Genomic DNA, 12,069 nt, shown 5'->3' on the forward strand with positions numbered 1-12,069 from the left:
CCATGCGGTCCTGTGCGCTTATGCGGTATTAGCAGTCATTTCTAACTGTTGTCCCCCAGTGTGAGGCAGGTTACCCACGCGTTACTCACCCGTCCGCCACTCAGTCAATTTAACTTCCATCCGAAAACTTCCGCTAAATTGCTTCGTTCGACTTGCATGTGTTAAGCACGCCGCCAGCGTTCATCCTGAGCCAGGATCAAACTCTCATGTTAAAGTTTTGATTCCAGTCAAAATTTCGCTTGGCTAATTTTAACCGTTATTACTGTTGTTTTGGTTTTGTTCTGAATGTTCTCTTAAACTTCAAGGCTTAACCAAAAGCCTTTGTTCTTAGAATTTTCAGGGTTTTACATACTGTTCAGTTTTCAAGGTTCTTTGTTGTTGCCTCAGCAGCAACTTTTATAGTTTATCAAAAAGTTTTTGCTTTTGTCAACACTTTTTTATTTTTTTACAAATCCACGTTTTTTGAAATTTTTCTGACTTCATCAAGAATCTTCAAATCATTTCTTTCGTTTCGTGTTTTGTTTTTGTCCTTGTCTCAAGGACGTATGTTATGATACCAGAGCATTCCCAGAAAGTCAAGCATTTTTCTAAATTTGCTATTTTATATATTTTTTTGTGATTTTTAAGAATATTCTGGTATCATTTAAACAGAGCTTTTTCTATATTGCTGCTCTTTCTTCTACAATTTTATCTTCTCATCAGCAGCCGGAACAGTTCTGACAGGTTCTGCAATCGCGTGCTGTCTGGTTCTATTGATTTTCATTGCTTTCCCGGGTTTTCTTAGCAATGTGTTCCTTCTTTCCCATCCGTTCCGCTATCTTTCTGGCACTCTCGGTCACTGCCAGACCGCCTTCACTCGTCTCGCGTAAAGCAGCCGGAAGCGCATTGCCGATCCGACGCATGGAATCGATGACCTCGTCTGCCGGGATTGCACTCTTGATTCCCGCCATTGCCATCTGCGCACTGACCGCCGCATTGACGGCGCCGGCGGAATTCCGCTTGATACACGGAACTTCAACCAGACCACAGACCGGATCACAGGTTAGTCCCAACATATTTTTGAGGGCAAATGCCGCTGCATTCGCGATACACTCCGCATCGCCGCCCTGCAGATATGCCAGCCCCCCTGCTGCCATCGCACTTGCTGAACCAATCTCCGCCTGGCATCCACCCGATGCACCGGCGATGCTCGCATTTTCTGCAATAACCGCACCGATTCCTGCACTGACAAAGAGTGCCTCGACCATCCGGTTCTCCGTTTCCTTACAATATTCCTCATACGACAAAAATACCGCCGGAATCACCCCGCATGCGCCCGCCGTCGGAGCCGCCACGATTCGTTTCATACAGGCGTTGGACTCTCCCATTTTCACCGCTTTTTCCATCACAAGCCCCATGTATCCGCCCGCCAGGCTGCGACCGGAGGCATTGTATGCGTGCAGTTTTTCTCCGTCGCCGCCCGCCATTCCACTTGCCGAGACGATCGAGCCGTCGTATTCCTGATCTGCCTGGCGCATCGCCTGATACATCTGCCGCATTGTTTCAAACGATTCTTCCACCGTCACCTGGCGTTCCTGCACATCCGCCAGAAGAACCACCTTCCAAAGCGGAATCTGATATTCGTTCGCTAAGCGGATTAGATCATTCACTGAATGATATAACATTTCCATTTTCCCGTTCCATTCCTTTTCTTATATGAACCCTTCCTATCGAAGACTTAAATACGTTACCTTCCTGATGCCCTCCTGGCGGCGCAGCCACACAAGCCCTTCTTCCGGAATCTCTTGATCACACTCAATAACCATCACTGCCATGCCGCCGCGCGCCGCACGGTAGAGCTGCATCGTCGCAATGTTGATCGATTTGTGCGCCAGCATCGCCGTCACATCCGCCACATGTCCCGGCTGATCGTCATTGTGGACAACCAAGGTTGGATAACTGCCGGAAAAATTAGCATCGATCCCATCAACCTTCGCAATATTGATCCGGGAACCGCCCAGTGATTCACCTACTACCGTCAGACTGCGCCCGGAAATGCCCTCAAGCTCCAGTTCCGCCGAATTTGGATGCGCCTCTTTTAAATTGGCTTCATCAAAGGAAAACTCAATCCCCTTCTCCTCTGCCAGGTGGAAGCTGTCCGGAATCCGCATGTCATCCGGCGCCATCCCTAAAAGTCCCGCAATCAGTGCTTTCTGGGTTCCGTGTCCGGTTCCCGTTGCCAGAAATGAGCCGTACAGACCAATCCGTGCCCGCTTAACCGGTTCCCCAAGAAGCTTCTGCGCCACAAATCCAATCCGAACCGCGCCCGCTGTGTGGGAACTGGACGGTCCGACCATCACCGGACCTACTATATCAAATAGATTCATATTTCTTTCCTTTTCTCTCGTTTACTTCGCCAGGTAGCCGCCATCCACCGGGATTACCGCTCCCGTTATATATTCTGCCGCGTCACTCGCTAAAAACACGGTAATTCCTGCCAGATCCTCCGCCTTCCCCCAGCGGTGCATCGGGATCCGCGCCGTTACCTCTTCATACTGACCCGGATTTTTGGCTTTCATATCCGATGTGAGCTTTGTCTCCATATAACCAGGTGCGATCGCATTGACGGTCACACCACGCGACGACCATTCATTAGAGCAGGCTTTCGTGAGCTGCGCCACGCCACCCTTACTTGCCGCGTATGCCGGTATCATCACACTTCCGAAAAAGGATGTCATCGATGCCACATTAATAATTCTGCCGTATCCACGCTGCAGCATATCCCGCGCCGCCAGCTGAGACATCTGGAACATAGCACCTAAATTTACTCGCAGAACCCGATTCCACTCTTCCATCGGAAAATCTTCTGCCACGCACCGGTGCTGAACTCCCGCACAGTTTACCAATATATCCGCCTGACCGTCAAGGCTTTCCACCAGATGATTATAGATATCCGGAACCTCCTCTTCTCTTACCAGATCTCCCACTATTCCGTGAACCACCGCCCCGGTTATCCGTGCAAGCGCATCTGCGCTCTCCCGCACCTTCTCACTTGTTCCCAAAATGGCAACCTCCGCCCCCGCTCTGCACAGTCCCTCTGCCATGCCATAGCCGAGCCCTCTGGTTCCACCCGTGACGATCGCTTTCTTCCCCTTTAAGCTAAACAAATCCATAAAATCGCGCATCTTTCATTTCCCCTTTCAAAAGCACCCATCTGTAAACAGTCCCCCTGCTGCTGAGCGCGAACTATCGATACATTTGTTTTCTATTTTCTATATATAAAAGCTGCCGCGAAACAAGAATTTCATCCTTTTCACAGCAGCTTTTTTTCTTTTATTCAATGCATTTTCTTCCGCTACCTGACCGGCTGCATCGAGCGATCCGCTTATGCCAGCTTTTCGCCGGTCAGCATCTCATAGCTCTGAAGATATTTTTCAATAGTCTTGTCCACAATCTCCTGCGGGAGTGTCCAGTCATTGCCCGGATGAGCGGTCAGCCAATCGCGTGCAAACTGCTTGTCGAAGGACGGCTGGGAATGTCCTGCCTCGTAGCCCTGTGCCGGCCAGAAACGGGAGCTGTCCGGAGTCAGCATCTCATCACCAAGAACGATGTTGCCATTCTCATCCAGACCGAACTCAAACTTGGTATCTGCGATAATGATACCTTTTTCCAGTGCGTACTCCGCACATTTTTTGTAAAGTGCAATCGTGTATTCACGCAGCTTATCTGCATACTCTTTTCCCTTGCCCGGGAAGTATTTTTCCAGATGATCTACGCTCTGCTCATAGGAGATGTTTTCATCATGATCGCCAATCTCTGCCTTAGTGGACGGTGTGTAGATCGGCTCCGGCAGTTTGTCAGACTCTTTTAAGCCTTCCGGCAGTTCAATTCCACAAACCTTTCCGGTCTTCTGGTAGCTTGCCCAGCCGCTTCCTGTGATATAACCGCGGACGATGCACTCAATCGGAAGCATCTCAAGCTTACGGCACATCATGCTCTTTCCTTCGAATTTCTCCTGCTGGAAGAATTCCGGCATGTCTTTTACATCTACGGAAATCATGTGATTCGGGATAATGTCTTTCGTCAGGTCAAACCAGAACTTGGACATCTGTGTCAGTACTTTGCCTTTGTTTGTCACTTCATTATGTAAGATAACATCAAAGCAACTGATACGATCCGTTGCAACCATAATCAGGCTGTCTCCATTGTCATAAATTTCACGGACTTTTCCTTCTTTAATCGGTTTCATCTCCTGCATTTTTTGCACCTCATTCTTAAATTTTATGGTGGAATCCAGAGCCCCCCTATATCACAAATGTACAGCTCTGTATCCTTCTATCTGATAAATTACCACTTACCCGCCCTTATTGTCAAGACTCGCCTCCCCGTTTCCTCCTTAAATCCCAACAATTCAGCATTTTACCCTGTAAAGGGCAGTTTGGCATGAATTTTTCTACGCCGTTTTCTTCCAAAATGGAATAGTAAAAATGCAGCGTTATCTGCCGTTCTTCCCTGCTTAAAGAAGAGTTGGCAGATGACACCGCATTTTATCAATTTACCATTTATTATGTATATGCCTCGGATTCTCAGCCCGACACACTCTTACTTATTTCAGAGCTGCAAATCCACGCTCCAGATCCTCGATGATATCGTCGATATGCTCGGTACCAATGGACAGACGGATGGTGTTCTGCTTAATGCCCTGATCTGCCAGCTCCTCGTCGGTCAGCTGGGAGTGGGTTGTTGTTGCTGGATGGATAACCAGGCTCTTTACATCTGCTACGTTTGCTAACAGGGAAAAGAGCTGCAGGTTGTCGATGAACTTATGAGCTTCTGCCTGTCCGCCCTTGATCTCAAAGGTGAATATAGAAGCGCCGCCGTTCGGGAAATATTTCTCATACAGGGCATGATCCGGATGATTCGGCAGAGACGGATGATTTACGTGCTCTACTAACGGATGTTTGGACAGGTACTCAACAACCTTCTTGGTATTTTCCACATGACGGTCGATACGCAGAGACAATGTCTCAGTTCCCTGAAGAAGCAGGAATGCGTTGAACGGGGAAATCGTAGCGCCCATATCACGCAGAAGGATCGCACGGATGTAGGTAACGAATGCTGCCGGACCTGCTGCCTCTACGAAAGATACGCCGTGGTAGCTCGGATTCGGATCTGCGATTGCCGGATATTTGCCGCTTGCTTTCCAGTCAAATTTACCGGAATCTACGATGATGCCGCCCAGAGTGGTTCCGTGTCCGCCGATGAACTTGGTAGCGGAATGTACGACAATGTCTGCGCCATGCTCGATCGGGCGAATCAGGTACGGTGTACCAAATGTATTGTCAATGACTAACGGAAGTCCGTGTTTGTGTGCAATCTCAGCGATCGCGTCGATGTCCGGGATATCACTATTCGGATTTCCGAGAGTCTCCAGATAGATAGCACGGGTATTTTCCTGAATTGCACCTTCTACCGCTTCCAGATTATGAGCATCTACGAAAGTTGTAGATACACCGAAATGGGAAAGTGTATGCTCTAAAAGGTTATAGCTGCCGCCGTAGATGGTCTTCTGTGCTACGATGTGACCGCCGTCTGCTGCCAGTGCCTCGATTGTATATGTAATAGCAGCTGCGCCGGATGCGGTTGCCAGTGCTGCAACGCCGCCCTCCAGTGCTGCGATTCTCTTCTCAAATACATCCTGTGTGGAGTTGGTCAGACGTCCGTAAATGTTACCGGCATCTGCCAGACCAAAACGTGCTGCCGCATGGGCGGAATTTTTAAATACATAAGAAGTGGTCTGATAAATCGGAACGGCTCTAGAATCGGTTGCCGGATCCGGCTGCTCCTGACCTACGTGTAACTGAAGAGTCTCAAATCTATAGTTTCCCATCTCAAAATACCTCTCTTTCTTTTTCTGGAAGTTTATTTCCTAGTATGTAAATTCGTTTTTATTTTATATTCATTTTTTTATTTGAGCAAGCGTTTTTCCATTTATTTTCAAGCTTTCTATAAAATAATTGCTTTTTCCGCAATATTATATTTGCTTATGCAAATGTATATTTGGCTTTTTGGGTAAATAAAAAGCCGGACCGCTTAATCTTCTTTAAGCTCCCGGGCAAATGGCTTGCATCTTAAATCGTTGTCATTCTCTTGAACGGCAGATATGCAAATTTACCTGACCATATAAAATGCCCGGGAATTACACATTCGACAACAACACATCAGATTTCCGTTCCATAAAATATTCTGTCTTGCCATTGTATCTGCCTCCTTTTCATTTTCATGTTCTTTCCGAACTCGATGGCTTAATGATACTCTTATAAACCAACTTTGTCAATAGGTATTAGGAAAAAACTTTTTTTCTTTGTTTTCCACGCTTTTCTCCTTGAAAGTCCTATTACCTTGCGTTATAATTGGTTAATAGTAAGGAGGTTACCGAATGATATCAACAAAAGGAAGATACGCCCTGCGCGTTATGATCGATCTGGCGGAACAAAATTCTGCTGGATATATACCACTGAATGAAATTGCCACCCGTCAGCAGATTTCTGAAAAGTATCTGGAAATCATCTTGAAGGTTCTGGTCAAAAATAAATTACTGGAAGGACAGCGCGGCAAAGGCGGCGGTTACCGTCTGACCCGTCCGATGAATGAATATACCGCCGGAGAGATTCTGGAACTGACCGAAGGCTCTCTCTCTTCCGTTGCCTGCCTTGCACCGGATGCGCCGCCGTGCGAACGTCAGACAAGCTGTGTGACCCTGCCGATGTGGAAACGCTTTGATCAGGTTGTACACAATTTCTTCTATAATATTACTTTAGAGGATCTCGTAAAGGAAAGTCAGTCTTTGCCGAAAAGTACGAATTAGCATTTATAAATGAACGGGAAATCTTATCATTCATATTGGCATCGTTTGAAAATCCCATCACTTCGCGCTTTACAAGTTTACAAGGATTCAAAAAAGGCATTCCATTTTGACCGAATGCCTTTTTATTATATATAGATTTTTCTATTTATTTCAGATTGAAGGCACCTCAAACATTATTTTTTGATGCCTTTCCGCTCCTCTGCCCGCTCGAGCAGTTTCTCCGCCTCTTCCAGCGCTCCCGGAAGATACGCTTCCGTCCACTCTTTTCCGGCTTTTTCCTGCTTCTTGATTGCATCCCAATCCGTGACCGGTTCTCCCTGTTCGGACAGCATCGACTTACCAAACACGTGCGGATGGCGGCGGATCATTTTTTCACTGGCGCCATCCATGACCTCCCGTATCGTAAACAGTCCTTCTTCCTCCGCGATCTGCGCGTGAAGAAGAATCTGCAGCATTAAATCCCCCAGTTCTTCTTTCAGGTTCTCCGCATCGCCGGTCGCCTCCCAGATATTGATACCGCCAATCACCTCTGCCGCTTCTTCAATGCAGTACGGTTTCAGCGATGTATGCGTCTGCGCCCGATCCCACGGACAGCCGTCCTCGGCACGGAGATGGCGGACTACCTCGCAGAAGCGCATGAACGATGCGGCGCGGTCATTTTCTTTTTTTCTCTCATTTGATTCTCGTTTCATTCTCTCTATCCATTTTCTTGTCTGCTTTTATTTCTGAGCTTGTTTATATGCCTATTTTGTAGCTGTTCAGTACCTTCACAGCCACAAGCAAAAATCCATTAAAAATTGCCTACGGCAATGGGATTTTTGCCTGCTGACCCATATTTTCGTACGGTCAGCGCAGTAAATGCGCTGACCTACTGAACAGTTACCCCATTTTTTTATTATATTCCAAATTTTGCTTTCTGTCAGCCGTAAAATGAATTTGGAATTGACAGTCTGATATTTTTCATTTACAATACAATTATAATAAAATAGATTCTTTTATTTATCGGGACTCCTGCCCGGATGCTCCCTTCGTAAATAAGAGCCATGAATCTTACAGGATACGTGGGTCTTTTTTTATTGCACATGATTCCGATACAGCTACCATACCGGATTGCTGCCAATCTTTTTTGATTTGGAAATTATCCAGTAAATAAGCGCTCGAATCATCCAGATAGAAAATCCCCTGTCAATTTCTGCACAATGCAGTATATACCTGGAGGATTGATACCATGACTTTTTATGAAACTTTAGATTCAATTATGAAACAGGATTTTGGCGGTCGCGGACTTTTAGCATCTCTGCCTGCTTCCCCACTTGCGGCTGTGTCTGCTTCTCTCGCCCATGCGAAAAGAGCCGTTCTTCTGACCGGTTTCCCGGTTCGAATGCCAGACGGTTCTATTACCGGCGAGACGGATGGACCTTCCGGAACTGCCAACCTCGCAGCAGCGCTGACGGCAGCTGGCTGCGGCGTGTCAGTCGTAACCGACTGGTCTTCTTATCCGCATCTGGAAGCGGCTCTCCGCTTCCGCGCTCCGCAGGCAACCTTGATCCGTCTGCCGGAACAGAATACGGATAACTTTATCCGCACCTTTATCCGTGATGCAAAACCGACCCATCTGATCAGCCTGGAGCGCCCAGGCAAAGCTGAAAATGGACATTATCACAGCATGCGCGGTGAACAGCTCGACGACATGATCACGGATTCGGCTCTTTTCCTGTCTGCTGCCAGAGAAGCTGGTGCCACGGTCATTTCCATCGGAGATGGCGGCAACGAGATGGGAATGGGGACCTTCCGCCGTGAAATTCTCTCAGGAGTTCCACATGGCGAACTTATCTGCACCGCAGAAGCAGCAGACCTGACGCTGGCAAGCGGTGTTTCCAACTGGTGGGGCTGGGGCATTGCCTCCCTGCTCTCCCTGAAATTAGGACGAAATCTTCTCCCGTCTGACCGCACCGAGACAGAATTGCTCCGCCGGGTTGTGGCAGCAGGCGGTGTGGATGGATGCACGAAAAAAGCGGAACTGACCGTTGATGCACTCCCTCTGGAGACACATCTGAGAATTTTGCAGTCTGTCCGTAAATTGACTGATGAAATGCTTGAAAAGCAGACAGCAACGAGGGAGACTCCTTGTTTTTGCAGAGAGCGGAAGGTAATGGCAGCTGTTTAGGGACTTTTGGTTTTTTATTTGTTTTCATTTTCATAAAAAAGACCCGCCTATGTATTTCACTACATAAGCAGGTCTTTTTTGAATGATTGTTTAATGCTCGCTTTTTACGCTTACAATTCACTTTTATCGTAACTGTTCAGTACCTTCACAGTCACGCGCAAAAATCCATTAAAAATTGCCTACAGCAATGGGATTTTTGCCTGCTGCCCCATGTTTTCGTACGGTCAGCGCAGTAAATGCGCAGACCTACTGAACAGTTACCTTTTATCTTCTCTTTTTTTTATTTGCTCTTACTTTTCTTCTGCAGCCCGATATGCCTGTGTCACATTTTTCGTGATCGCTTCCGCTTTCCGGTCAGCCGCCACAACCACATGACTCAATGCAAGTAATGCCAAAACGTTCGGAATAACCATCAGCGCGTTGAAGAAATCTGCCAAAGCCCATACTAAATTTACCTTTAACATAGAACCAATGACAATACAAATCACAACGATGAAGGAATAAACCTTTGCCGCGCCCTCGCCGAACAGATATTTCGCATTCGTCAGGCCAAAGAAATGCCATCCCAGAATCGTCGAAAATGCGAAGAACAGCAGGCAGATCGCAATAAAAATAGAACCAAAGTTTCCAAAACTCTGCATGAATGCCGCCTGTGTCAGCGCTGTACCATCCTTGCCGGAGCTCATCGCATCCGTTGTCAGGACTGCAAATACAGTCAGATTTAAAATAACAAATGTATCAATAAAGACACTGATCATCGCACAAAGCCCCTGATGATGCGGGCTTTCTGCTTTCGCACGTGCGTGAGCATGCGGTGTGGAACCCATACCTGCCTCATTGGAGAAAAGTCCTCTCGCTACACCAAAACGGATTGCTTCGCGGACGGTGATACCAGCACCAGCGCCCATTACCGCTTTCGGATCAAATGCGCCCTTGATGATCATCATAAATGCTGTCGGCACGTGATTGATATGAAGACCAATCAGAATCAGGCTTCCTACAATGTAAACGCCTGCCATAACTGGCACAACCTTCTCTACCACAGCTGCCAGACGTTTGGTTCCACCAATGAAAATGAATCCTGCCAGTACTGCCAGCACAAGACCGATCGTGATCGGCGGAATATTGATTCCATATACCTGAAATACCTCTGTAAACGCAGCACCGATCGAGTTGGACTGTACCATATTGCCCATAAACCCAAGTGCTAAAACAATAAAAATAGCAAACAGAGTGGATAATACCTTTCCAAAATTACCTTTAAATGCCGCCTTGATGTAGTAGACAGGTCCGCCTGTCACCTCACCATTTACCTCTGTCTTGTAGGTCTGTGCCAGAACCGCCTCGGAGTAGATGGTCGCCATTCCGAAGAACGCGCTCAGCCACATCCAGAAGATTGCACCCGGACCGCCGCCAAACAGCGCTGTCGCCGCACCTGCCAGGTTACCAGTACCAACCTGTGCTGCGATCGCCGTCATGATCGACTGAAACGGGCTCATTTCCCCTTTTTCATGTTTTTCTCCGTTCAGGCTGAAATGTCCAAACACATGCTTGCAGCCCTCGCCAAATTTTCTTACCTGGATGAATTTGAGACGAATCGTGTAATAGATGCCCGTTCCACACAGCAGAATCAGCAGAAGAAAACTCCACAGAAAATCATTGCCTTTGTTTACCAGTGTCAAAATCGTGTCCATTTTTTATCCTCCTCTATGTTTTCGTTACGATTCCGGCTCTTTTATAAATCCGGGATCGAGTAATAAAATAAGAGCTGATACAAATCAGCTCTCCAAAGAGTAGAACATATGCATACAATAGAACTCATCCCCTGGTTCCATTGTGATTGGTTGTATGCCCTGTCCTTTTGCCTGAGAGATCAACGAATACCATGGACGTGCATCCGTCTTACACCTTCGGCGCTCCTTTTTGGAGACTCTCCAGAGTGTCCCTGCCTGACTGACCTTCGATCACTCGTCAGGACGGTTCAGTAAACAGGAACGAACTTATGTGAGGTATGCTATCACATTTCTTCTGCTTTTTCAACTGATTTTTATAAATTATACGAAAATCCTCAAAATATTACGGTTCGCGACATGGTTTCTCCCTTTTCATTAAACTGCTCATACTTTTCCCCAACCAAAAGAGAATCCATCTGCGGGTATGCACCATCTTTTAAAATATACGATGGAATTTCCCCTTCTGGCTGCCATCCCGGCTTTTTCCCTCCCCATTCTTCCCGGTTTTGAGCTGCCTCTGCCTCCGTCACTTTCCTCCATGCCGATTCTGCTGCCTGACCGCGCTTTCCCTTCTTTGTCAGAGGAATCACTTTAAAATGATATACGCCCGCGGTCTGCATCAACGGTACAAAATCATACTGTTCAGCACTCGTCCGATGCGGATGTCCGACACGCTTTGCATCTCGGTAAAGCATCACCAAATATGCCGAAGCCCCCGGCGCTTTCTTCCACCTGCCAATTCCCCTTTCCGCCCAGTCTGCTGCATCCACCGTTCCTATTATCTCTCCGGCATCCTGTAATTCGATCGTCAAAAGCAATGTAGTGCCATTATCTTTCCGAACTGCCTTGCTGCATACCGCGCCAAGCCCTGAAAACCGGATGTCCTCCTGGCGAAGGACGGAAAACGGATTATCTGCGTCGGATTCCAGTTCTATTTCGTATAGAATTTCCGGGGCAGCTTCTTCTGCATGGATTTCTGCTATCTTTCGTTCTTCTAAAGAAACTTCTTTGGTACCTATGTTTTCAGAGTCGGCTTGTATGCTCCCTTTATATTGTTCATTTTCTTTTTTTCCCACCTCTGCCCCATCCATCGCCGGTCCGCTTGCCGGATCACCGGAGATTCGTTCCACACCAGTGACGCTATATGCCCTGTCCCGGCTTTCCGCCTCCAAAACAGGCATTCCCATTTCATCCAGCTCTTCTGCTGCCAGCCGAATCCTGACCCGATCGATGGATGCCGCGGCAGCGGGGAAACATCCCGCAGCCGCCTGGCTCAGTACGGCTGCTCCGAAGAGCAGCCCTTTCGCCATCTGATCCATAAA

General features: G+C 47.5%; 10 protein-coding genes, 1 rRNA gene and 1 riboswitch. Of the genes, 2 read left to right on the plus strand and 9 right to left on the minus strand.

The annotated features are described in order from the left end of the window. The 6 genes from DWZ16_RS10070 to DWZ16_RS10095 all read right to left on the minus strand — a co-directional run. A 16S ribosomal RNA gene (locus DWZ16_RS10070) occupies window positions 1–212 on the minus strand; the annotation flags it as partial. 537 nt (window positions 213–749) lie between these two features. Next, window positions 750–1,664, minus strand: coding sequence for an L-serine ammonia-lyase, iron-sulfur-dependent, subunit alpha (gene sdaAA, locus DWZ16_RS10075; protein ID WP_118522740.1), 915 nt, complete (start codon window positions 1,662–1,664; stop codon window positions 750–752). Window positions 1,665–1,706: 42 nt separating this feature from the next. After that, window positions 1,707–2,366: an L-serine ammonia-lyase, iron-sulfur-dependent subunit beta gene (gene sdaAB, locus DWZ16_RS10080; protein WP_118494238.1), complete on the minus strand. Its 660-nt coding sequence runs from the start codon at window positions 2,364–2,366 to the stop codon at window positions 1,707–1,709. 21 nt (window positions 2,367–2,387) lie between these two features. Beyond that, entirely contained in the window at window positions 2,388–3,164 is a 777-nt protein-coding gene (locus DWZ16_RS10085; protein ID WP_118293862.1) for an SDR family oxidoreductase, read from the minus strand. Window positions 3,165–3,364: 200 nt separating this feature from the next. Beyond that, window positions 3,365–4,237: a phosphoribosylaminoimidazolesuccinocarboxamide synthase gene (locus tag DWZ16_RS10090; protein ID WP_022359439.1), complete on the minus strand. Its 873-nt coding sequence runs from the start codon at window positions 4,235–4,237 to the stop codon at window positions 3,365–3,367. A 348-nt stretch (window positions 4,238–4,585) separates the two neighbouring features. Further along, entirely contained in the window at window positions 4,586–5,869 is a 1,284-nt protein-coding gene (locus tag DWZ16_RS10095) for an O-acetylhomoserine aminocarboxypropyltransferase/cysteine synthase family protein (RefSeq protein ID WP_107000465.1), read from the minus strand. A gap of 549 nt (window positions 5,870–6,418) precedes the next feature. Here DWZ16_RS10095 and DWZ16_RS10100 point away from each other — a divergent pair. Then, window positions 6,419–6,847: an RrF2 family transcriptional regulator gene (locus tag DWZ16_RS10100; protein ID WP_118293863.1), complete on the plus strand. Its 429-nt coding sequence runs from the start codon at window positions 6,419–6,421 to the stop codon at window positions 6,845–6,847. A 173-nt stretch (window positions 6,848–7,020) separates the two neighbouring features. Here DWZ16_RS10100 and DWZ16_RS10105 read toward each other — a convergent pair whose 3' ends face one another. Further along, the gene (locus DWZ16_RS10105; RefSeq protein WP_182426224.1) at window positions 7,021–7,539 is read right to left on the minus strand and encodes a MazG nucleotide pyrophosphohydrolase domain-containing protein; all 519 of its coding nucleotides are present in this window, start codon (window positions 7,537–7,539) and stop codon (window positions 7,021–7,023) included. 536 nt (window positions 7,540–8,075) lie between these two features. Here DWZ16_RS10105 and DWZ16_RS10110 point away from each other — a divergent pair. Continuing rightward, the gene (locus DWZ16_RS10110) at window positions 8,076–9,014 is read left to right on the plus strand and encodes a DUF4392 domain-containing protein (protein ID WP_118494235.1); all 939 of its coding nucleotides are present in this window, start codon (window positions 8,076–8,078) and stop codon (window positions 9,012–9,014) included. Window positions 9,015–9,304: 290 nt separating this feature from the next. Here the strand turns inward: DWZ16_RS10110 and DWZ16_RS10115 are convergent, their stop codons facing one another. Both DWZ16_RS10115 and DWZ16_RS10120 read right to left on the minus strand, forming a co-directional pair. After that, the gene (locus tag DWZ16_RS10115; protein ID WP_022359445.1) at window positions 9,305–10,708 is read right to left on the minus strand and encodes an alanine/glycine:cation symporter family protein; all 1,404 of its coding nucleotides are present in this window, start codon (window positions 10,706–10,708) and stop codon (window positions 9,305–9,307) included. Window positions 10,709–10,857: 149 nt separating this feature from the next. Continuing rightward, window positions 10,858–10,962, minus strand: a riboswitch (glycine riboswitch). Window positions 10,963–11,082: 120 nt separating this feature from the next. After that, window positions 11,083–12,066 carry a hypothetical protein gene (locus DWZ16_RS10120; RefSeq protein ID WP_118494232.1) on the minus strand — a complete coding sequence of 328 codons (984 nt, stop codon included), beginning with the start codon at window positions 12,064–12,066 and terminating at the stop codon, window positions 11,083–11,085. Window positions 12,067–12,069 lie beyond the last annotated feature (3 nt).

This window comes from Clostridium sp. AF29-8BH (genome assembly GCF_003478145.1).
In the GTDB taxonomy this organism is placed as follows: domain Bacteria; phylum Bacillota; class Clostridia; order Lachnospirales; family Lachnospiraceae; genus Otoolea; species Otoolea fessa.

Excerpts from the sequence above, each read along its gene's own strand:
- sdaAA (WP_118522740.1), bottom strand. The coding sequence starts at position 1,664 with ATGTTATATCATTCAGTGAATGATCTAATCCGCTTAGCGAACGAATAT.
- sdaAB (WP_118494238.1), bottom strand. The coding sequence starts at position 2,366 with ATGAATCTATTTGATATAGTAGGTCCGGTGATGGTCGGACCGTCCAGT.
- DWZ16_RS10085 (WP_118293862.1), bottom strand. The coding sequence starts at position 3,164 with ATGCGCGATTTTATGGATTTGTTTAGCTTAAAGGGGAAGAAAGCGATC.
- DWZ16_RS10090 (WP_022359439.1), bottom strand. The coding sequence starts at position 4,237 with ATGCAGGAGATGAAACCGATTAAAGAAGGAAAAGTCCGTGAAATTTAT.
- DWZ16_RS10095 (WP_107000465.1), bottom strand. The coding sequence starts at position 5,869 with ATGGGAAACTATAGATTTGAGACTCTTCAGTTACACGTAGGTCAGGAG.
- DWZ16_RS10100 (WP_118293863.1), top strand. The coding sequence starts at position 6,419 with ATGATATCAACAAAAGGAAGATACGCCCTGCGCGTTATGATCGATCTG.
- DWZ16_RS10105 (WP_182426224.1), bottom strand. The coding sequence starts at position 7,539 with ATGAAACGAGAATCAAATGAGAGAAAAAAAGAAAATGACCGCGCCGCA.
- DWZ16_RS10110 (WP_118494235.1), top strand. The coding sequence starts at position 8,076 with ATGACTTTTTATGAAACTTTAGATTCAATTATGAAACAGGATTTTGGC.
- DWZ16_RS10115 (WP_022359445.1), bottom strand. The coding sequence starts at position 10,708 with ATGGACACGATTTTGACACTGGTAAACAAAGGCAATGATTTTCTGTGG.
- DWZ16_RS10120 (WP_118494232.1), bottom strand. The coding sequence starts at position 12,066 with ATGGATCAGATGGCGAAAGGGCTGCTCTTCGGAGCAGCCGTACTGAGC.